The sequence below is a fragment of the Microbacterium testaceum genome (genome assembly GCF_003075375.1).
Lineage (GTDB): Bacteria > Actinomycetota > Actinomycetes > Actinomycetales > Microbacteriaceae > Microbacterium > Microbacterium testaceum_E.
Window position 1 is genome coordinate 1 of record NZ_QDFT01000004.1, and the last position, 21016, is coordinate 21016.

23 protein-coding genes are annotated in these 21016 nt (G+C 69.5%); 10 read left to right on the forward strand and 13 right to left on the reverse strand.

Annotated features, from left to right (window positions below; translation table 11 throughout):
• Together DC432_RS02305 and DC432_RS02310 are read left to right on the forward strand one after the other, a co-directional pair.
• Positions 1-1030 (forward strand): FUSC family protein (locus DC432_RS02305; protein ID WP_347707116.1); only part of this gene is annotated, 1030 nt, incomplete at its 5' end.
• Between the two features lie 87 nt (positions 1031-1117).
• Positions 1118-1771 (forward strand): LON peptidase substrate-binding domain-containing protein, encoded by a 654-nt coding sequence (locus DC432_RS02310; RefSeq protein ID WP_116536521.1) that lies wholly within the window; start codon positions 1118-1120, stop codon positions 1769-1771.
• Between the two features lie 7 nt (positions 1772-1778).
• On the opposite strand, the gene DC432_RS02315 is transcribed toward DC432_RS02310, so the two are convergent.
• From DC432_RS02315 to DC432_RS02325, 3 genes are all read right to left on the reverse strand, one after another.
• Entirely contained in the window at positions 1779-2555 is a 777-nt protein-coding gene (locus DC432_RS02315; protein WP_108319547.1) for an isocitrate lyase/PEP mutase family protein, read from the reverse strand.
• Positions 2552-3226 carry an SDR family oxidoreductase gene (locus tag DC432_RS02320; protein WP_116536522.1) on the reverse strand — a complete coding sequence of 225 codons (675 nt, stop codon included), beginning with the start codon at positions 3224-3226 and terminating at the stop codon, positions 2552-2554. Before DC432_RS02320 ends, DC432_RS02315 begins: the two co-directional genes overlap by 4 nt.
• A 99-nt stretch (positions 3227-3325) precedes the next feature.
• Positions 3326-3724 (reverse strand): YchJ family protein, encoded by a 399-nt coding sequence (locus DC432_RS02325; protein ID WP_116536523.1) that lies wholly within the window; start codon positions 3722-3724, stop codon positions 3326-3328.
• Between the two features lie 73 nt (positions 3725-3797).
• Here DC432_RS02325 and DC432_RS02330 point away from each other — a divergent pair, with 73 nt between their 5' ends.
• Complete coding sequence (locus DC432_RS02330; RefSeq protein WP_116536524.1) at positions 3798-4709, forward strand: 5'-3' exonuclease; 912 nt, start codon at positions 3798-3800, stop codon at positions 4707-4709.
• Positions 4710-4722: 13 nt separating this feature from the next.
• On the opposite strand, the gene DC432_RS02335 is transcribed toward DC432_RS02330, so the two are convergent.
• Positions 4723-5715: a PHP domain-containing protein gene (locus DC432_RS02335; protein WP_207770729.1), complete on the reverse strand. Its 993-nt coding sequence runs from the start codon at positions 5713-5715 to the stop codon at positions 4723-4725.
• Between the two features lie 2 nt (positions 5716-5717).
• A complete protein-coding gene (gene trpD, locus DC432_RS02340; protein WP_116536526.1) occupies positions 5718-6779 on the reverse strand; it encodes an anthranilate phosphoribosyltransferase in 1062 nt (353 codons plus the stop codon).
• Between the two features lie 133 nt (positions 6780-6912).
• On the opposite strand from trpD, the gene ctaE reads away from it, so the two are divergent.
• From ctaE to DC432_RS02370, 6 genes are all read left to right on the forward strand, one after another.
• The gene (ctaE, locus tag DC432_RS02345) at positions 6913-7584 is read left to right on the forward strand and encodes an aa3-type cytochrome oxidase subunit III (RefSeq protein ID WP_108319535.1); all 672 of its coding nucleotides are present in this window, start codon (positions 6913-6915) and stop codon (positions 7582-7584) included.
• 15 nt (positions 7585-7599) lie between these two features.
• Entirely contained in the window at positions 7600-8412 is an 813-nt protein-coding gene (gene qcrC, locus DC432_RS02350; protein WP_108319533.1) for a cytochrome bc1 complex diheme cytochrome c subunit, read from the forward strand.
• 39 nt (positions 8413-8451) lie between these two features.
• Complete coding sequence (gene qcrA / locus DC432_RS02355) at positions 8452-9510, forward strand: cytochrome bc1 complex Rieske iron-sulfur subunit (RefSeq protein WP_116536527.1); 1059 nt, start codon at positions 8452-8454, stop codon at positions 9508-9510.
• A complete protein-coding gene (qcrB, locus tag DC432_RS02360; protein ID WP_116536528.1) occupies positions 9507-11351 on the forward strand; it encodes a cytochrome bc1 complex cytochrome b subunit in 1845 nt (614 codons plus the stop codon). Before qcrA ends, qcrB begins: the two co-directional genes overlap by 4 nt.
• Positions 11352-11497: 146 nt before the next feature.
• Positions 11498-11905: a rhodanese-like domain-containing protein gene (locus DC432_RS02365; RefSeq protein WP_116536529.1), complete on the forward strand. Its 408-nt coding sequence runs from the start codon at positions 11498-11500 to the stop codon at positions 11903-11905.
• Between the two features lie 63 nt (positions 11906-11968).
• Entirely contained in the window at positions 11969-12919 is a 951-nt protein-coding gene (locus tag DC432_RS02370; RefSeq protein ID WP_116536530.1) for an alpha/beta fold hydrolase, read from the forward strand.
• Positions 12920-12955: 36 nt separating this feature from the next.
• Here the strand turns inward: DC432_RS02370 and DC432_RS02375 are convergent, their stop codons facing one another.
• The 6 genes from DC432_RS02375 to DC432_RS02400 all read right to left on the reverse strand — a co-directional run bounded on the left by DC432_RS02375 (position 12956) and on the right by DC432_RS02400 (position 18817).
• The gene (locus tag DC432_RS02375; protein ID WP_116536531.1) at positions 12956-13747 is read right to left on the reverse strand and encodes a PP2C family protein-serine/threonine phosphatase; all 792 of its coding nucleotides are present in this window, start codon (positions 13745-13747) and stop codon (positions 12956-12958) included.
• A gap of 4 nt (positions 13748-13751) precedes the next feature.
• Positions 13752-14168, reverse strand: coding sequence for a cytochrome c oxidase subunit 4 (locus DC432_RS02380; protein WP_108319521.1), 417 nt, complete (start codon positions 14166-14168; stop codon positions 13752-13754).
• A 4-nt stretch (positions 14169-14172) separates the two neighbouring features.
• Positions 14173-15936, reverse strand: a complete 1764-nt coding sequence (gene ctaD, locus DC432_RS02385; protein WP_116536532.1) for an aa3-type cytochrome oxidase subunit I — start codon at positions 15934-15936, stop codon at positions 14173-14175.
• Between the two features lie 2 nt (positions 15937-15938).
• Complete coding sequence (ctaC, locus tag DC432_RS02390; RefSeq protein ID WP_108319517.1) at positions 15939-16820, reverse strand: aa3-type cytochrome oxidase subunit II; 882 nt, start codon at positions 16818-16820, stop codon at positions 15939-15941.
• Positions 16821-16984: 164 nt separating this feature from the next.
• Entirely contained in the window at positions 16985-17350 is a 366-nt protein-coding gene (gene erpA, locus DC432_RS02395; protein WP_058232406.1) for an iron-sulfur cluster insertion protein ErpA, read from the reverse strand.
• A gap of 72 nt (positions 17351-17422) precedes the next feature.
• Positions 17423-18817 carry a dipeptidase gene (locus tag DC432_RS02400; RefSeq protein ID WP_108319515.1) on the reverse strand — a complete coding sequence of 465 codons (1395 nt, stop codon included), beginning with the start codon at positions 18815-18817 and terminating at the stop codon, positions 17423-17425.
• Positions 18818-18863: 46 nt separating this feature from the next.
• Between DC432_RS02400 and DC432_RS02405 the strand changes: the two genes are divergently transcribed.
• Entirely contained in the window at positions 18864-19436 is a 573-nt protein-coding gene (locus DC432_RS02405) for a DUF3043 domain-containing protein (protein ID WP_116536533.1), read from the forward strand.
• 53 nt (positions 19437-19489) lie between these two features.
• Here DC432_RS02405 and DC432_RS02410 read toward each other — a convergent pair whose 3' ends face one another.
• Positions 19490-20512, reverse strand: coding sequence for a quinone-dependent dihydroorotate dehydrogenase (locus DC432_RS02410; protein WP_116536534.1), 1023 nt, complete (start codon positions 20510-20512; stop codon positions 19490-19492).
• A 10-nt stretch (positions 20513-20522) separates the two neighbouring features.
• Positions 20523-21008: a transcriptional regulator NrdR gene (gene nrdR / locus DC432_RS02415; RefSeq protein ID WP_108320526.1), complete on the reverse strand. Its 486-nt coding sequence runs from the start codon at positions 21006-21008 to the stop codon at positions 20523-20525.
• Positions 21009-21016 lie beyond the last annotated feature (8 nt).

The window sequence follows — 21016 nt, forward strand, 5'->3', positions numbered from 1 at the left end:
GCGCGGCAGCCTGAACGTGCGCGCCCCGCGGCGCGTCCCCCTGCTGCAGGTGGCCAAGTCCGCTCTCGCGATCATCGCCGCCTGGCTGGTCGCGGGGTGGCTGGTGCAGGGTCCGCCGCCGATCTTCGCCGCGATCGCCGCGCTGCTGGTCGTCCAGCCGAGCATCAACCAGTCGTTCACGCGCGCGGTCGAGCGCAGCGTCGGCGTCATCCTGGGCGTCGTCATCGCCGCGGCGCTGGGCCTCGTCTTCGGCTCGCAGCCGTGGGTGGCGCTGCTGTCGGCGGGCGTCGCGCTGGCCGTGGCGTGGGCCGCGCGCATCTCGCCGGGCGCGACCAACCAGATCGCCATCAGCGCGCTCCTCGTGCTGGCCCTGGGCACCGCGACCCCCAACTACGCGCTCGACCGCGTGCTCGAGACCCTCATCGGCGCGGCGATCGGCATCGTCGTCAACGCGGTGCTCGTCCCACCCGTGCTCGTGCCCGCGGCCCGCGACAAGGTCGACGTGCTGGGCCGCGAGCTCGCCGGCGCCCTCGAGCGGCTGGCCGACGCCCTCGAGACGCCCCAGACGCCCGCTTCGCTCGAGGGCCTGTTGATCGAGGCGCGGCTGCTCCGTCCGGTCCGGGATGCCGCGTCCGACGCCATCCGCGACGGCGCCGACTCGCTGGCGCTCAACCCGCGCAGCGGGCGGCACCGCGCCGAACTGGCCGAGATGGGCGAGCTGCTCGACCGTTTCAGTCCCGTCGTGACCCAGACCGTCGGCATGACGCGCGCGGTCTACGACGGCTACGAGAGCTCGATCGTCGACGAGCCCGCCGTCCGGGCGATCGCGGAGCAGCTGCATCGCGCCGCCCACGACGTCCGTCTCGCGTTCGCGCTCGACGCGGGGCCCGAGCGCGTGGTCGACGCCGAACCCGCCCTCACCCGTCCCCTGCAGATCCAGACGCCCTCTCCCCTGCACTGGGTCCTCGTCGGATCGCTGCTGATGGATCTGCATCGCGTCCACGAGAGCCTGCGCGACGGCGAGTCCTAGCCCGCGCGCACGCGCGCCGCGTCGGGAAGGTCCGGCGAATCCCGCCCCGGCGACCCTCGCCGCCGCCCGCGCTGGTTGACTGGGCGCATGGGCACCGCCATGTTCCCCCTTGGAGCCGTCCTCTTCCCGCATACGCCGCTGGCGCTGCGGATCTTCGAGGAGCGGTACCTGATCATGCTCGGTCGGCTCCTCGACGAGGAGGACCCGGCTTTCGGCGTCGTGCTGATCGAGCGCGGTTCCGAGACCGGCGGCGGGGATCAGCGCTTCCGCCTGGGCACGATGGCGCAGCTGAGTCACGTCGTCCCGCAGGCGGGGCAGATGCAGATCGTCGCGCGCGGCACCGAGCGTTTCGAGATCGTCGGATGGCTCGACGACGATCCCTACCCGCGCGCCGAGGTCCGCGCACTTCCCGACCTGGAGTGGAATGACGCGCTCCTCCCCCTGCTCGACGAGGCGGAACGCATCGTACGACGCGTCCTCGGCCGGGCGCAGCAGTTCGGCGGCACCCGCTGGGATCCCGAGGTGGAGCTCTCCGAAGAGCCGCTGCCGCGGGCCTGGCAGCTGGCGGCCATCGCTCCCCTGGGCGAACTCGACCAGATGGAGCTGTTGCGCTCCGCGACCATGGGCGGACTGCTGCGCGCCACGATCGACTTGACGCTCGCGGCGGAGCCGCTGCTGGGCGACCCCGTCCCCGACGGTGTGATCGTCGTCGACGACGACACCCCCGGGGACGAGGACTAGGACACGCTCAGTTCAGTTCGCGCACCGTCGCGGGGATCTCGCCGTCGCGGTACAGGTCGATCGCGAGGTCCTGCAGCGCGGTGAGGGCGACGCGCTGCGTCTGCGGGCCGTACGAGATGCGCGCGACGCCCAGCGCCTCGTACTCCGCGGCGGTCAGGTTGCCGGGGACGCCGATGACGCTGACCTTGCGCTCGCCGATGCCCTCGACGAGTCGCCGCGTCGTCTCGGCGTCGAGCTTGCCGGGGACGAACACCGACGTCGCGCCGGCGGCGAGGAAGGCGCGGCCGCGCTCCACGGCATCCGCCACCTTGTCGTCGACCGAGCGATCGGCGCCCTTCAAGAAGACGTCGGTGCGCGCGTTCAGCACGAAGGGCACGCCCTCGGCCTCTCCGGCCGCGATGACGGCCTCGACCGCGGCGACCGCCTCGGCGAGGGGCTTGACCCGGTCTTCGACGTTCGCGCCGACGACGCCCTTGGCGATGGCCAGGCGGGTCGTCTCGCCGGGGTTGCCGAAGCCGGCGTCGAGGTCCGCGGTGACGGGCACGTCGACCGCGTCGACGATGCGACCCACCATGTCGAGCATGAGCTCGACGGGGATGTTCTCGCCGTCGGGGTAGCCGAAGGTCGCGGCGATCGAGTGCCCCGCCGTGGCGAGGGCCTTCGTCTCGGGCAGCGCGGCGATCGCCTTCGCCGAGACGACGTCCCAGACGTTGACGACCCGCAGGATCTCGGGGGCGGTGTGCAGGGCGGCGAGAGTCTCGGCGCGGTCGCGGGGCGTGGTCATGCGTTGTCTCCTCGGTTTCGAGCGGAATCGTCGGCGATCGCCTCGGCGATGAGCGTGTCGCCCGCGCCGAAGCGGATGAAGCGTCCGATGGTCGCCGGCTGCACGAGGACGGCGGCGGCCACGGCCGCGACGTCGGCGCGCGACACCTCGCCCTTGCCCTCGGGCGCGGTCGTGATGCGTCCGGACGGCGGATCGAGCGTCAGCGTGCCGGGGCCCAGGATCGTCCAGTCCAGCTCGCTCGCGCGCAGGTGGTCGTCGGCGGCGAGCTTGGCGTCGGCGTAGGCGAAGAAGTCGTCGTCGGGGTCGATCCCGTGGTCGGGCGTCGACCCGATCCACGACACCATCACGAAGCGGCGCACACCGGCCCGGGCCGCGGCGTCGATCGCGCGCTGCGCGGCATCGCGGTCGACGGCGTAGGTGCGCTCCGCGCTGCCGCCGCCGGCGCCCGCCGACCACACCACCGCGTCCGCGCCCGAGAACGCCTCGGCCATCTCGTCGGTGCCGGCGTTCTCGACGTCGAGCACCAGGGGCGTACCGCCGGCCTGCTCGATGTCGCTCTTCTGGTCGGGGTTGCGGATGACGGAGGTGGCCTCGTCTCCGCGGTCGGCGAGCAGGCGGGCCAGGTGCAGAGCAACCTTGCCGTGTCCGCCGATGATCACGATGCGTTCCATGTCGTTGTCCTCCTCGGGGTCGGTCGGGATCGACCCTACGCAGCACCTCCGACACGCCCGTGCGGGGTTGACGCCCCGGCGCGGGGCGTCCGACCCGCCTCAGTCCACGTCGCCGTCGACGTACACCCAGCGGCCCGCGCGTCGCGCGAAGCGGCTGCGCTCGCGCAGCTCGCCGACGTCGACCCCGTGACGCCAGCGCGCACGGAACGCCACGACGGCGGCATCCCCCTGCTCCTGCGCCTCGACGATGTCGAGCCCCGTCCATCGCGTGCCGTCGTCGACCGTGATCTCGTCGGGTCGGGTCCGCGGATGCCACGACCGCGCCAGGTGCGCCGCGTCGCCGACCGCGAAGGCGGTGTAGCGCGACCGCATCAACCGCTCGGCGCTCGGCGCGGGTGCGCCGTCGAGGATCGGACCGCAGCACGAGCCGAAGGTCGGCCCGCCGCACGGGCACGCGGCGGACGCGGACGGGCGGGACGACGCCGAGCCGAAGGACATTCCGCAACTCTAGGTCGCGACCGCGGCGCCCGGCGCTGTCGGCGAGCACACCCGGCGTGCCAGGATCGGACGCGTGACCGACCGCCTCATGCTCCTCGACACCGCGTCGCTGTACTTCCGCGCCTTCTACGGCGTGCCCGACAAGGTCACGGCACCGGACGGCACCTCGGTGAACGCGGCGCGGGGCCTGCTCGACATGATCGCCAAACTGGTGGGCACCTACGCGCCCACGCACCTCGTCGCGTGCTGGGACGACGACTGGCGCCCGGCCTGGCGGGTCGACCTGCTGCCGAGCTACAAGGCGCACCGCGTCGTCGAGCCGTCCGCCACCGGCCCCGATGTCGAAGAGGTCCCCGATCCGCTCGCCGCGCAGCTTCCGGTGATCCGCGAAGCGCTCGAGGTGCTCGGCATCCCGATCGTGGGAGCCGCCGCCCACGAGGCCGACGACGTCATCGGAACCCTCGCCACCCGATCCGACATCCCCGTCGACATCGTCACCGGTGACCGCGACCTCTTCCAGCTGGTCGACGACGACCGCGGAGTCCGGGTGATCTACACGGCTCGCGGCATGAGCAACCTCGAGATCGTCGACGACGCCGCCGTCATGACGAAGTACGGGGTCCACGCCGCGCAGTACGCCGACTTCGCAGCCCTGCGCGGCGACCCCTCCGACGGGCTGCCCGGCGTGGCGGGGATCGGCGAGAAGTCGGCGGCCTCGCTGCTGGCGGCCGGCGGCACGCTCGACGGCATCCGCGACGCCGTGGCCGCGGGCACCCTCGGCACCCCGTCGCAGCGATCCAAGATCCTCGCCGCCGCGAACTACCTCGACGTCGCCCCGACCGTGGTCCGCGTCGCCCGCGACCTCGACCTCGAGGCCGTCGACGATCGCCTCTCCCCCGTCGATCGGGATGCCGCCGAGGCTCTCGCCGAGACGTGGAACCTGGGCTCCTCGATGACCCGGGCCCTCGCCGCGCTCCCGCACTGACCCGGGCTCGGGCTCAGCGCGGGCGTTCGAGCCACTCGCGCAGCCGCTCGAGCGGCCACGTCGTCACGATGCGATCGGTCGGGACGCCCAGGGCCTCGGCGCGGGCGGCGCCGTAGTCGAGCAGCGACAGCTGGCCCGGGGCGTGGGCGTCCGAGTCGATCGAGAACAGGCACCCCGCCTCGATCGCCAGGGCGAGCAGCTCGTCCGGGGGATCCTGCCGCTCCGGACGCGAGTTGATCTCGACCGCGACCCCGCTCTCGGCGCACGCCGCGAAGACGGCTGCGGCGTCGAAGTCCGAGGGCGGTCGCGTCCCCCGCGCCCCCTCGACCAATCGGCCGGTCACGTGGCCCAGCACGTCGACGCGCGCGTCGCGGGCCGCCGCGACGAGACGCCTCGTCATCGGCCCCCGCTCCATGCGTAGTTTGGAGTGCGCGGATGCCACGACCACGTCGAGCTCGCGCAGCAGCTCGTCCTGCTGGTCGAGGTCGCCGTCGTCGAGGATGTCGACCTCGATCCCGGTCAGCAGCGTGAAGCCGTCGCCCCGATGCCCCCGCACGATCTCGATCTGGGCGCGCAGACGCTCGGGCGACAGACCGTTCGCGACGGTCAGGCGGGGCGAGTGGTCGGTCAGGGCGAGGTACTCGTGCCCCAGTCCGCGCGCGGCATCGACCATCGCCTCGATCGGGGTCAGGCCGTCGGACCACTCGCTGTGGCTGTGCAGGTCGCCGCGAAGGCGCGCGCGCAACTCTGATCCGCCCACCGGGGCGTTCTCGGCGCGCAGGGCCGCCAGGCGTTCGGGGACGTCCCCGGCCAGCGCCTGCTGGATGACCGCGAACGTCGACTCCCCGATCCCCGGCCGACGACGCAGGCCCGGGTCGCGCAGTTCTTCGGGACCGAGACCCTCGATCGCCGCGGCCGCGGTGCGGAATGCCTTGGACTTGTAGCGCGACGACCTCTCCCGCTCGAGCAGATACGCGATCTCGGTGAGGGCGTCGAGCGGGTCCACGCTCACTCCGCCAGGTCGCGCGAGGTCTGCACCCAGGCGTCGAGCTTGGCCGCGGCCCGCCCGTCGTCGATCGCGGCGGCCGCGTCGGACATGGCCTCGGCGAGTCGCTCCAGGATCGGACGCTGCACCTCGGCGGCATCCTGGAAGAGGCGGTACGAGACCAGACCCGCCGCCGCATTGAGCAGGACGATGTCGCGCACCGGCCCCGTCTCGCCGCCGAGCACCCGACGGACGACCTCGGCGTTGTGGTCGGGAGACCCGCCCAGCAGATCGTCGATGTCGGCGAGGGGGATGCCGAGATCCCGGGGATCCAGATCGTGCTCGTGCACGTCGCCGCGACTGATCTCCCACAGCCGGCTGTGGCCGGTGGTGGTGAGCTCGTCGAGTCCGTCGTCGCCGCGGAAGACCAGCGCGGTCGCACCGCGGGTGCGGAAGACACCGGTGATGAGGGGGACGCGGTCGAGGTGGGCGACACCGACCGCGTTCGCCTCGGCGCGCGCCGGGTTGCACAGCGGTCCGAGGAAGTTGAACACCGTGGGCACACCGAGCTCGGAGCGCGTCGCCGCGGCGTGGCGGAACCCGGGGTGGAAGGCCGAGGCGAAGGCGAAGGTGATGCCCGTGCGCTCGAGCGTCTCGGCCACCTTCTCGGGCGACAGCGTCAGCGCGATGCCCAGCGACGACAGAACGTCCGACGAGCCCGACGCCGAGCTCGCGGCACGGTTGCCGTGCTTGACGACGGGGACTCCGGATGCCGCCGCCACCACGGCCGCCATGGTCGAGACGTTCACCGTGCCGTAGCGGTCGCCGCCGGTGCCCACGATGTCGAGCACCTCGGCGCGGACGGGCAGGGGCACGGCGGCCTCGAGGATCGCGTCGCGGAAGCCGACGATCTCTTCGACCGTCTCGCCCTTCGCCCGCAGGGCCATCAGGAATCCCGCGAGCTGAGAGGGCGTGGCCTCGCCCGCCATGACCTTCCTCATCGCCCACGTCGACTCCGACACGCTGAGGTCGCTGCCGGCCAGCAGGGAGGTGAGCAGATCGGGCCAGGTGAAGCGTTCCGCCATGCCATGATCCTTTCACACGCGTGTCCCGCGGCGACGCCCGCGCGGCACCTGACGGAACCCCGGTCGTACCGGGGATTCCTTGCGGATTATGAGGGTTCCCTAAGTCTCGACGATGGAATATCTCATCTTGGGGATGGGAATATTGCGTCCCGGCATCGCGCATAATGGAACGGTGACGACCTCAGCGACGTATTCCCAGGCCGTGCGTGCCGTGAAGCGACCCGACCCGGTCGCCGTGGGCACCATCGTGTGGCTGGGCAGCGAGGTCATGTTCTTCGCCGGCCTCTTCGCGATCTACTTCACCCTGCGCAGCACCTCCGCCTCCCTGTGGGCCGAAGAGACCCAGCTGCTCAACGTCCCCTTCGCGACCGTCAACACGATCATCCTCGTGCTGTCCTCGGTCACGTGCCAGATGGGCGTGTTCGCCGCGGAGCGGTACCAGCCGTACCGCACGGGCACGCGCACCGGCATCCTGAAGTGGGGAATGGTGGAGTGGTTCTACCTCACCTTCATCCTCGGCGCGGTCTTCGTGTCGGGTCAGGTGTGGGAGTACGCGACGCTGGTCGCCGAGGGCATGCCCATCAGCGCCAACCCCTACGCCTCGGCCTTCTACCTCACCACCGGCTTCCACGCCCTTCACGTGACGGGTGGCCTCATCGCCTTCCTGCTCGTGATCGGTCGTGCGTACGCCGTGAAGAACTTCGGACGCAAAGAGATGACCACCTCGATCGTCGTGTCGTACTACTGGCACTTCGTCGACGTCGTCTGGATCGCCCTGTTCTTCGTCATCTACTTCCTCAAGTAAGAGAGCTGCATCCACATGGCACGCGAGAAGAAGACTCGTAAGGCGACCGGGCGTCGGAGCCCTCTGGCCGCCGCCGCACTGATCGGTATCGGACTCCTCCTCACCGGCGGCGTCTACGCGGGAGCGACGGCGGCGGTGGCCGCCACCTCCAGCACCCCGGTCAGCGAGGCCAACAACGCGACCGCGGTCGAAGAGGGCCAGAAGCTGTTCCAGGCCAACTGCGCCACGTGCCACGGTCTCGACCTGCAGGGCAGCCAGCAGGGTCCGTCCCTGTTCGGCGTCGGCGAGCTGTCGGTGCACTTCCAGGTCTCGACCGGACGCATGCCGCTGCAGGCCCAGGGCCCGCAGGCACCGGTCAAGCCCGTCCAGTTCACCGAAGAGCAGACCAACGCGATCGCGGCGTACGTGCAGTCGGCCGCCCCCGGTCCCGCGTACCCCTCGGAGGAGCTGCTCGACGGCCAGGGCGACCTCTCGCACGGTGCAGAGCTGTTCCGCATCAACTGCGCGATGTGCCACAACGTCGCGGGCGCGGGTGGAGCGCTCACCGAGGGCAAGTACGCCCCCGACATCCACTCGACGACCCCCGTCAACATCTACGCGGCGATGGTCACCGGCCCCCAGAACATGCCGGTGTTCAACGACCTGAACCTCACCCCCGAAGACAAGCGCGACGTCATCTCGTACCTGATGTACAACCAGCAGAACGACTCCCCCGGCGGTTTCGCTCTGGGCTCGCTCGGACCCGTGTCCGAGGGTCTGTTCATCTGGATCTTCGGCATCGGCGGCCTGATCGCGCTCACCGTGTGGATCACGGCGAAGTCCAACTGACCGTCGTCTTCGACATTACGTAAACGCACGAGGAGCACCATGGCACACGAGGACGACGCACTGGAGCACGAGAGGGCTTCCTGGAAGCCCGGCTCGGGTCTCGCCGTTGCGGTTCCGGACGCCGCACAGAACCCGGGTCTGCCCGGTCACCGTCAGCGCATGACGGACAAGGACCCGCATGAGATGAAGCGCGCGGTCCGCACGGTCTACACGCTGTTCTACATCTCGGTCGCGGCGAGCATCTGGGCGAGCATCGCCTACATGATCTTCCCGATCGAGTCGGGCGCGATGGTCGACATCCGGTACAACAACCTCTTCATCGGACTGGGCATCGCCTTCGCGCTGCTCGCGATCGGCATCGCCACCATCCACTGGGGCAAGTCGGTCATGTCCGACAAGGAGTACATCGAGGACCGCCACGCCACGCGCGGTCGCGACCAGGTCCGCGAGGGCGCGGTCAACGTCTTCGTCGAGGCCGAGAAGGACTCCGGCTTCGGACGTCGCGAGATCATCCGCAACTCGCTGTTCGCGGCCCTCGCCGCCTCGGTCATCCCCGGCATCACCCTGTTCCGCGGTCTCGCTCCGCAGGATCAGGACCCCGTGGTCAACCTCAGCCACACCATGTGGAAGCAGGGCATGCGCCTGGCGCACGACCCCTCGGGTCGCCCGATCCGCGCGGCTGACGTCACCCTCGGTTCCGCGTTCCACGTCATCCCCGAAGAACTCGCCGGCCTGGGCCACGACGAGGGCTACCTCGAGGAGAAGGCTCGGGCGATCGTCCTGCTCATGCGCATGCAGCCCGAGCAGCTCAACCCCGAGACCAACAAGCTGGACTGGTCGTACGACGGCATCATCGCGTACTCCAAGGTCTGCACCCACGTCGGCTGCCCCGTCGCTCTGTACGAGCAGCAGACCCACCACCTCCTGTGCCCCTGCCACCAGTCGCAGTTCGACGTCGCCAACGGCGCCGCCGTCATCTTCGGCCCGGCTGCCCGTCCCCTGCCGCAGCTCCCCATCACCGTCGACGCCGAGGGCTACCTCGTCGCGCAGAGTGACTTCCAGGAGCCCGTCGGCCCCAGCTTCTGGGAGCGCTCATGAGTACCGGTACTCACCCCACCGAGAACGTCACGACCGAACCGGCCGTGTACTCCGGACCGCCGCAGGCCCCCGCGGGTCGCGACGGCAAGCCGCTCGGCGGCAAGTTCGTCGGTGCGGCCGCGAACTACCTCGACGAGCGGACCAGCATGTCCGGCATCGTCAAAGAGCTCGGTCGCAAGATCTTCCCCGACCACTGGTCGTTCATGCTGGGCGAGATCGCGCTGTGGAGCTTCGTCGTCGTGCTGCTCTCGGGCACCTTCCTGACGTTCTTCTTCCAGGCCTCGATGGTCGAGACGCACTACAACGGCGCCTACGAGCCGATGCGCGGCATCGCGATGTCGGCGGCCATGGAGTCCGCTCTCCACATCTCGTTCGACCTCCGCGGTGGTCTGCTCGTCCGACAGATCCACCACTGGGCCGCTCTCGTGTTCGTCGCCGGTATCGGCGTCCACATGCTGCGCGTCTTCTTCACCGGCGCCTTCCGCAAGCCGCGCGAGCTCAACTGGGTGGTCGGCTTCATCCTGTTCATCCTCGCGATGGCCGAGGGCTTCACCGGCTACTCGCTCCCCGACGACCTGCTCTCGGGCAACGGTCTGCGCATCATCGACGGCATGATCAAGGGTCTGCCGATCATCGGCACCTGGACCTCGTTCCTGCTGTTCGGCGGCGACTTCCCCGGCACCGCGATCGTCGGTCGCCTCTACACGCTGCACATCCTGCTGCTGCCGGCGATCCTCGTCGCGCTGCTCGCCGTGCACCTCATGCTGATGATCATCAACAAGCACACGCAGTTCGCCGGGCCCGCCCGCACGAACAGCAACGTCGTGGGCTACCCGATCCTCCCCGTGTACGCGTCCAAGATGGGCGGGTTCTTCTTCATCACCTTCGGTGTGATCGTCCTGATCGCCGCCCTGGTGACGATCAACCCGATCTGGAACTACGGCCCGTACGACCCGTCGCCGGTGTCGGCGGGTACCCAGCCCGACTGGTACATCGGCTTCGCGGACGGCGCCCTGCGTCTCGTGCCGCCGCACCTCGAGTTCGTTCTCTGGGGTCACACCTGGTCGTGGAACATCATCCTGCCCGTCGCGGTTCTCGGACTGTTCATCGTGCTGGTCCTGGTGTACCCCTTCATCGAGGCGTGGGTCACGGGCGACAAGCGCGAGCACCACATCGCCCAGCGTCCCCGCAACGCGGCGACCCGCACGGCGATCGGCGCGGCCGGTGTCACGTTCTACGCCGTCATGTGGGCCGCGGCCTCGTCCGACATCATCGCGACGCACTTCAAGCTGACCATGGAGGGTGTCATCCACACCCTGCAGGCGCTGCTGATCCTGGGCCCGATCTTCGCCTACTTCGTCACCAAGCGCATCTGCATCGCGCTGCAGAAGAAGGACCGCGAGATCGCCCTGCACGGCTACGAGTCCGGACGCATCGTCCGCCTCCCCGGTGGCGAGTACATCGAGGTGCACCAGCCCGTCGACGAGTTCGAGCGGTGGAAGCTGGTCGACAACGAGACCTACGAGCCGCTGGTCGTGCGTCCCAACGACAAGGGCCAGATCCCCTGGCACGAGAACATCCGCGCCTCGGTGTCGCGCTGGTTCTTCGAGGACCGTCTCGCCCCGCTGACGCAGGCCGAGCTCGACGCCGCGAACGCCCACCAGCACCACGAGCTCGACCACATCGCGCACGAAGAGGCCGACGAGATCGCCGGCGCCAATGCTCGTGCCGACGAGGACGGCCGCCCGCCGATGGCCATCGGTGAGCGGGTCGAGGTCGAGATCCCGGCGCCCAAGGGCCTCGCGGACCGCAACCGGTCGACGGACGACAAGAGCGAGTAATCGCGCAGAACGAAACCCCGGTGCTTCGGCACCGGGGTTTCGTCGTTCTCGGCCGAGGTGCGCGCCGAGGCCCGTTGGCAGGATGCCGTCGGTCGTTGGCATCCCCTCCCCTCCCCCCGTGCCGCGGGCGCCTCTACCGTGGGGCCATGACCGACGCCCAGGACTACTTCGCCGCTCGACTCGCCTTCGAGACGGACCCCTCGGACGTGTACGCCGCACAGCGCTCCGGCGAACCCCTCACCCTCGTCGACGTGCGCGGACACGATGCGTGGGCACAGGGGCGCATCAGAGGGGCCGTGCACCTGCCGTATCGAGAAATCGCCGAGCGCGCTCCGTCCGAGATCCCGCGCGACACCCCCGTCGTCGTCTACTGCTGGAGCCCCGGATGCAACGCCGGCCAGAAGGGCGCGCTCGCCTTCGCCCGCCTCGGCTACGACGTGCGCGAGATGATCGGCGGCTACGAGTACTGGCTGCGAGAGGGACAGCCGGCCGAGAACGACGACGGCCCCCTCGAGCGCATCTTCGACCCCACGGTGATGGTCGTCCGCAGCTAAGCGTCCGAGAGGGCGTCGACCGTCCTCCCCCGCACGACAGGCGGAAGACCGTAGGATGCCACGATGCAGCATCCCCCTCTCGAGCCCTTCGCCCACGGCTACCTCGACCGTCCCGACGGGGCGCGTCTGTACTGGGAGACGTCCGGCAACCCGCGCGGTCGACCCGCGCTCTACCTGCACGGCGGGCCGGGCGGAGGCCTCGGCAAAGGCGGCTACCGGCGGCGCTTCGACCCCGAGCTGTACCTCATCATCGGGCTGGACCAGCGGGGATGCGGGCGCAGCGAACCCTGGGCCTGCGACGACCTCGACAGCCTGTCGACGCAGACCATGGATCACCTGCTGGACGATCTCGAGGCGCTCCGCGAGCACCTCGGCGTCGAGCGCTGGCTGCTGCACGGGGTGTCATGGGGATCGACCCTGGCGCTGGCGTACGCGCTCGAGCACCCGGCGCGCGTGAGCGAGATCGTCAACCTGGCCGTCACGACCGGCCACCGCTGGGAGATCGACTGGATCACCGACGGGATCGCACCGGTCTTCCCCGAGGCCCTCGCCGACCTGCGGGCGCTCCTCGACCCGGACGAACGCACTATCGAGGGCTACGCGCGACTCCTGCGCGACCCGGACCCCGCGGTGCGCGTCGAAGCAGCCGAGAGGTGGGACTCGTGGGAGGCGACGCACCTCTCGCTCGGGCCTCTCGCCGCCCCGGGTCCCCTGCACGCCGACCCGCACCAGCGCCGCAACTTCGCGACGTTGGTGACGCATTACTGGGCGCAGGACTGCTTCCTCCCCGGCGAGCGGTCGGTGCTCTCCCGAGCGCACGAACTCGCCGGCATTCCGGGCGTCCTCGTCCACGGGCGCCGCGACATCAGTGGACCCGCGCTGACGCCGTGGCGTCTTCATCACGCGTGGCCGGGCAGCCGACTCGAGATCGTCGAGGAAGACGGCCACGGGGGTCCTCGCAGCGCCGGGCTGTGCCAGCAGGCGATCGACGACTTCGCGCGTGCGGACGCATGACGCCGAGCGGCAACGACCGACGATCGTCACGCAACGTCAGGCGGTCTCGACGTCCTCGGTGAACCAGCGGGCCGCCGAGCCGAAGAAGATCGGATCGGTGCCTATCGGCTCGTCGTCATCGACGACGTCGCAGACCACCACTGTGACGTTGTCCCGCGTCCCCGCCTCGAGGGCGAGGGCGACGGCGTCCGCGGCCGCAGAGCGGGCATCGGGCGCCTGCGCGATCAGACGCGCGACATCGGCCTCGGGCACGTAGTCGGTCAGCCCGTCGCTGCACAGCATCCATCGGTCGCCCGCGAGCGGGGGCCGTTCCGCCACCGAGACGACGTCGCCCTCGGCCCCGCCCAGAGAGGCCGTGATGATGTTCCGCCGCGGATGCGCCGCCGCGGCCTCGGGCGGGATGATGCCGTGGTCGACCAACGCCTGCACGTACGAGTCGTCGCGCGTCTCGCGCGAGAACTCGCCGTCGCGGAGCAGGTAGGCGCGGGAGTCACCCGTATGGGCGAGCAGCAGGTCGCCGCTCGTGCTCAAGAAGATGCCGGTGAAGGTCGTCGCCATGCCCTCGAGCGCGGGGTCGCGCTCGACGTGGGCGCGGATGTCCCAGTTCGCCTCACGGATTCGCACGAGCAGTCCGTCGGCATCCATGCTGCGACCACTCGTCGCCACGAGCCGGTGGACCAGGGCGGCGGATGCCAGATCCCCGGAAGGACCGCCGCCGACGCCGTCCGCGACCGCCGCACCCCAGGCCGCCGCGAAAGCGGCGTCCTGGTTGGTGGGACGGTGCGCGCCGGCGTCGGACGCGGCGGCCGCGATCAGCCGAACGGGCACGGGATCAGCGCGCGAAGTACCCGCGGTAGTACTCGTACACCCAGCCGACGATGGCCACGGCGAACACCGCGAAACCGACGGGGACGAGCCAGCTACCGACGGCGAGGCCGATGACGGCGATCGCCGCGGACGCCGCGAGCACGATGGGCCACCACGACCAGGGGCTGAACTCGCCCATCTCGGGGTCGCCGTCGTCGATGTCGGCGGTCAGGGTGTCTTCGGGCAGCTCTCCCCGCTGCGCCTTGAGGACGCGCCCGATGTAGAACGCGATCATCGAGGACATCAGGCCGAGGAAGGCCAGAGCCACCGTGCCGACCCACTCGACGCCGCCGTGCTGGAGCAGGCTCCAGACGGTGTAGACACCGGCGATGAGGAAGGCGAAGACCGCCAGGATCCACCAGAGATTGACGTTGGTGCGCATGTCGTTACTTGACCTCTCCGGCAGCTGCGTCGACGACGGGCGTATCGGGAGCGTCCTTGGCCGGACCCACACCGACCGGGATGCCGGCCTCGGGGTGGTTCAGATCGAAGGCGGGACGCTCGCTGCGGATGCGCGGGATCGAGGTGAAGTTGTGACGCGGCGGCGGGCACGAGGTCGCCCACTCGAGCGATGCACCGTAACCCCACGGGTCGTCGACGGTGACCTTCGGCGCCTTGCGCGCGGTGATCCACACGTTGAGGAGGAACGGGATCATCGATGCGCCGAGGATCATCGAACCCACGGTCGACAGCTGGTTCTCCCACGTCCACCCATCAGCGGCCGCGTAGTCGGCGTAGCGACGGACCATACCGTCGACACCCAGCCAGTGCTGGATGAGGAACGTCATGTGGAAGCCGATGAACAGCATCCAGAAGTGCACCATGCCGAGACGCTCGTTGAGCATCTTCCCGGTCCACTTGGGCCACCAGAAGTAGAAGCCGGCGAACATCGCGAACACGACCGTGCCGAACACGACGTAGTGGAAGTGCGCCACGACGAAGTAGGAGTCCGACAGGTGGAAGTCCAGCGGCGGCGAGGCCAGGATGACGCCGGTGAGACCACCGAAGACGAACGACACGAGGAAGCCGAGTGCGAAGACCATCGGCGTCTCGAACGTCACCGAACCACGCCAGAGCGTGCCGATCCAGTTGAAGATCTTCACGCCCGTGGGAACCGCGATGAGCATCGTCATCAGCGCGAAGAACGGCAGCAGCACGCCACCCGTGACGTACATGTGGTGCGCCCACACGGCCACCGACAGAGCGGCGATCGCGATGGTGGCGTAGACGAGGGTCTTGTACCCGAAGATCGGCTTGCGGCTGAAGACCGGGAAGATCTCGGAGACGATGCCGAAGAACGGCAGCGCGATGATGTAGACCTCGGGGTGGCCGAAGAACCAGAACAGGTGCTGCCAGAGCAGGACGCCGCCGTTCTCGGGGCTGTAGATGTGCGAGCCCAGCACGCGGTCGGCGGCGGCGGCGAAGATCGCCGCGGCGAGGACCGGGAAGGCGAGCAGAATCAGGATGCTCGTGATGAGCGTGTTCCACGAGAAGATCGGCATGCGCCACATGGTCATACCCGGGGCGCGCATGGTCAGGATCGTGGTGATGAAGTTGACCGCGCCGAGGATCGTGCCGAAACCGCTGATGCCGAGACCCAGCATCCAGAGGTTTCCGCCGACGCCCGGAGAGAAGCTGGCATTCGCGAGCGGCTGATAGGCGAACCATCCGAAGCCGGCCGCACCCTGCGGGGTGAGGAAGCCGGAGACCGCGATGGTCGAGCCGAAGAGGAACAGCCAGAACGCGAAGGCGTTCAGACGCGGGAAGGCCACGTCGGGGGCGCCGATCTGCAGCGGCAGCAGCGCGTTCGCGAAGCCCGCGAACAGCGGCGTCGCGAACATCAGCAGCATGATCGTGCCGTGCATGGTGAACAGCTGGTTGTACTGCTCTTTGGTCGGGATGATCTGCATCCCGGGCTCGAACAGCTCGGCGCGGATGATGAGCGCCATGACACCACCGAGCATGAAGAACACGACGGAGGCGATCAGGTACATGTACCCGATGGTCTTGTGGTCGGTGGACGTGATCCACTTGACGACCAGATTGCCCTTCTGCTCGACACGCGTGGTGCTCAGCAGTGCGGCTTGACGCGGCGGGAGAGTCGTCGGGCGCGAAGGGCCCGTCCCCTGGAGCGGAAGCGTCGTGGCCATGATCACTCGTTCCCTTCGGCGCCGGCCGTGTTGAGGTTCTGCAGGCGCGACAGATCACTGATGTCGCCGACGTCACCGGCGCTGCGGAGGGAGTCGAGGTAGTCCTCGTACTCGGCTTCGCTCACGACCTTGACGTTGAAAAGCATGGCGGAGTGGTATTCACCGCACAGCTCGGCGCACTTGCCCTCGTAGGTCCCCTCGCGGGTGGGCGTGAACGACCACTCGTTCTCGCGACCGAGGTACATGTCTTTCTTGTAGAGGAAGTCGATGATCCAGAAGGAGTGGATGACGTCGCGCGAGCGCAGGTCGATCTTCACCGTCTTGTTCACCGGCAGGTAGAGGGTGGGCACGTCCTGGAGGTCGTAACCATCGCTGGTGGCCTTGGCCTGCACACCCATGGAGTACACCGCGTCGGAGTTGTCCTCACGCTCGCCGTTGTACTGGAAGTCCCACGCCCACTGCTTGCCGTAGGCGGTGATGGAGACGTCGGGGTTCTCGTACTGCGTCTCGAGCGTGTTCTGATCGCGCGCCGTGAAGGCGAAGAAACCGACCACGAGGATCAGCGGAACGATGGTGTAGAAGATCTCGACCGGCATGTTGTAGCGCAGCTGCACCGGGAGACCTGACTGGCCCTTGCGACGGCGGTAGGCGATGACCGACCACAGCATCAGACCCCAGGTGATGACACCCACGGCCAGCAGGACGATCCACGAGTTGACCCACAGACCGGCGACCATGTCGGTGTGGTTCGTGGCAGGCGTGCCGTCATCGACGAAGCCGGGGAGGAAGCCGTGGAGCTGGGTCGTGGTGCAGCCCGAGAGGAGTGCGACGGAGGCGATCCCCAGGGGGAGCGCTGCCCAGCGAAGGCGACGTTTGGAGGGCACAATGCACCTTTCCGGGTCGTGGATGTTGCTCTGACAGTCTAGAGCAACCTCTCACCGTTCTCAGGCCATTCGTCCAGTGCCGAGACATCGAGAACCCCCGGAATCCACGGTGCGATCCGTGGCCCGGGGGCTCTCGATCCGACGCCGGCGAACGGCGTTTCAGGTCAGTGGAAGCTGTCGCCGCAGGCGCAGGAGCCCTGTGCGTTCGGGTTGTCGATCGTGAAGCCCTGCTCCGAGATCGTGTCCTTGAAATCGATGCTCGCACCGTCGAGGTACGGAACGCTCATGTCGTCGACGATGACCTCGACGCCGTCGAAGTCGACGACCTTGTCGCCGTCGAGGTAGCGCTCGTCGAAGTAGAGCTGGTAGATGAGGCCGGAGCAGCCGCCGGGCTGGACGGCGACGCGGAGGCGGAGGTCGTCGCGACCCTCCTGCGACAGCAGGCTCTTCACCTTGTCGGAGGCGGCCGCGGTCAGGCCGACGCCGTGCTCGCGGGTCTCGGCGGAGGACGACAGTGTGGTGTCGGTCATGGCGATGCCCTTCGGGTTGTTCGGTCGCGGGGACGGTTCGAGTGTACGCCCGTCCCGCCCCCGCGGCTTCGATCAGATGGTGCGCGCGTTCAGACGCGCCAGCAGCAGCGCTTCGGAGACCAGAGCGTTGCGGAAGGTCTCGAGATGCAGCGACTCGTTCGGGCTATGCGCCCGCGCGTGGGGGTCCTCGACCCCCGTCACGAGGATCTGCGCCGCGGGGAACTCGCGCACAAGGTCGGAGATGAACGGGATCGAACCGCCGATGCCGACGTCGACCGCGTCCACGCCGTAGCCGTCGGCGAACGCCGCCCGCGCCTCTTCGACGGCCCAGCCGCTCGTGTCGACGAGGAACGAATCGCCGCAGTCGATGTCGGTGAACTCGAGCCGAGCGCCGAACGGCGCGTGCGCGCGCAGGTGCTTCTCGACGGCGGCGAAGGCCTCTTCGGCATCCTGGCCCGGGGCGACGCGCGCGCTGATGACGACGCTCGTCTGCGGGGCCAGGGTGTTGGACGCGGCCTCGACGGGAGTGGCATCCCATCCCGTGACGGTGATCGACGGCTTGTTCCAGATCCGGCTGAGGATCGAGTCGCGACCGATCGGGGTCACCCCCTCGAGGAGGCCGGATTCAGCCCGCAGCGTGGCCTCGTCGTACGGGGGCGTCGCCGCGTCGCGCACCGCGAGCCCCTCGACCGCCACGGCTCCGTCGTCGTCCCACAGGGTGGCGAGGAGCTTGACGGTGGCGAGCATGGCATCCGGAACAGCACCGCCCATCATCCCCGAGTGCGAGGCGTGCTCGAGGGTGCGCACGGTCAGCGTGAAGCGGGCGTTTCCGCGCAGCGACACGGTGAGCCCGGGGGTGCGCTCGTCCCAGTTGCCGGAGTCGGCCACGACGATGACGTCGGAGCGCAGCACGTCGAGGTTGTCCGAGAGGAACTGCCCGAACGAGCGCGAGCCGTATTCCTCCTCGCCCTCGATGAAGACGGCGATTCCGAGGTCGAGGTCGTCGCCGAGCACCTCGGCGATCGCGCGGACGGCGCCGACGTGGGCCATGACGCCGGCCTTGTCATCCGCCGCGCCGCGGCCGTACAGGCGACCGTCGCGGACGGTGGGCTCGAATGGGGGCGAATCCCAGAGGGCCTCGTCGCCGGGGGGCTGGACGTCGTGATGGGCGTACAGCAGCACCGTGGGTCGGCCGTTGCGCGCGGCGCGGGTCGCGAGGACCGCGGGCTGACCGATCTCGTCGGTTCCGGGGATGGCGGCGCGCTTGATCTCGACGGAGTCGAAGACGCCGGTACCGCGCAGCAGGGCGGCGACGGCGTCCGCGCTCTGCACCAGCGCGTTCTGGTCGAAAGCGGGCCAGGCGATCGAGGGGATGCGGACGAGGGAGCCGAGATCGGCGAGGGCGGCGGGGATTCCGGCGTCGGCTGCTTTTTGCACAGCTTCCTGCCGGGACAGGTCGAGGGTCATGCGGGTAATCTTAAGTCTCCCGATCAGCGAATCACCGAGGTTTCCCGTGGCCAAGTCCCCCGCCCCCGCCCCCAACGACACCCCCGTCGATCCGACGGAGCTCGGATCGGGCAAGGGCCGTGCGACCCCGTCGCGCGCCGAGCAGGAAGCCGCGCGCAAGCGTCCCCTGGTGCCTGACACCAAAGAGGCCAAGGCCCGCGCGCGCGCCGAACTCGCCGCGCAGCGCGAGAAGGCCCGTATCGGCATGGCCGCCGGCGAGGAGCGCTACCTGCCCGTCCGCGACCGCGGGCCCCAGCGCCGGTTCGCCCGTGACTTCGTGGATGCCGGCTGGCACCTGGGCGAGGGCGTCATGCCGTTCATGGTGCTCGTCATCGTCGCCACGCTCATCCCCGTCGCGTTCTTCCAGTACTGGTCGTTCGTGGCGCTGTGGATCTTCATTCTCTTCGTCGTCGGCGACATGATCATCACCTCGATCCGCGTCAAGCGCGCGGCGAAGGAGAAGTTCGGCGAGACCCGTCTCGAGAAGGGCCTCGGGTGGTACGCGGCGATGCGCACGGTGCAGATGCGCTTCATGCGCCTGCCCAAGGCGCAGGTCAAGCGCGGTCAGTACCCGGTCTGATCCGGAATCCTCGCGAAGCGGCGCGCCCTCGGGCGCGCCGCTTCTGCGTGGGCTCACCCGCGAGCGAGACCGCGGTTGATCTGTCGGGCCCAGAGGGGGCCGCGGTAGAGGAAGCCCGTATACCCCTGGACCAGGGTGGCCCCGGCCGCCAGGCGCTCGCGCACGTCATCGGCGGTCTCGACTCCCCCGGCCGAGATGACGACGAACTCCGCCGGAACGGCCGCCCGGACCAGTCGCAGCACCTCGATCGCGCGCGCCTTCAGCGGGGCACCGGACAGGCCACCCGCCCCCATGCCCTCGACCTGGGCCGCCGGGGTCGACAGTCCCGCACGGTCGATCGTGCTGTTGGTGGCGATGATGCCGGCCAATCCGGCGTCGACGGCCAGGCGGGCGATGTCGCCCACCTCGTCGTCCGCCAGGTCCGGCGCGATCTTGACCAGCAGCGGCGTCCGCCCCGCCGCCTCGCGCACGGCCGTCAGCAGGGGACGCAGCGTCTCGACGGCCTGCAGACCGCGCAGACCGGGGGTGTTCGGAGACGAGACGTTGACCACCAGGTAGTCCGCGAGGGGAGCGAGCAGCCGCGCGCTGCGGACGTAGTCGGTGGTGGCATCCTCGACCGCGACCACCCGGCTCTTGCCGATGTTCACTCCGATCACGGGGCGACGACGTGCGCGCCGGAGACGACGCAGACGCGCCGCGGCCACGGCCGCGCCCTCGTTGTTGAAGCCCATCCGGTTGATGACCGCGCGGTCCGCCACGAGCCGGAAGAGACGAGGCTTGGGGTTGCCCGGCTGCGGCAGGGCGGTCACCGTACCCACCTCGACGTGCCCGAAGCCCAGGGCGCCCAGGCCCCGCCCCATGGTCACGTTCTTGTCGAAGCCGGCGGCGACGCCGAAGGGCGAGTCGAAGCGCAGACCCAGCGCCTCGACGCCGAGACCCGGCGCGGGCGCGGTGAAGCGGCGGACGACGGATGCCACCGGCTCGACGCCGGCGACCCGGATGACGAACGCCCCCAGGTGGTGGGCGAACTCGGGGTCGAAGCGGGTGAGGACCGTGCGGAACAGGAGGGGATACATCCCCGCCAGGCTACTGGACCGCGCCACCCTCGACACTCCTCGCGCGCGCGGCGTGATCGGCCCGCAGCTGCGCGATCGCGGCGTCGAAATCATCGAGCGAGTCGAAGGCCTGATAGACGCTGGCGAAGCGCAGGTAGGCCACCTCGTCGAGCTCGCGCAGGGGACCGAGGATCGACAGGCCGATCTCGTTCGCCTCGATCTGCGACGACCCGGTCTGGCGGATCGCCTCTTCGACCTGCTGCGCCAGGACCGCCAGGTCGGCATCCGTCACCGGTCGCCCCTGGCACGCCTTGCGCACCCCCGACATGACCTTCTCGCGACTGAAAGGCTCGACGACGCCCGACCGTTTGATCACGTTGAGGCTCGCGGTCTCGACGGTCGAGAAGCGACCGCCGCACTTGGGGCACTGTCGACGACGGCGGATGCTGAGACCGTCGTCGCTCGTGCGCGAATCGATGACGCGCGAGTCGGGGTTGCGGCAGAAGGGGCAGTGCATGACGGCGC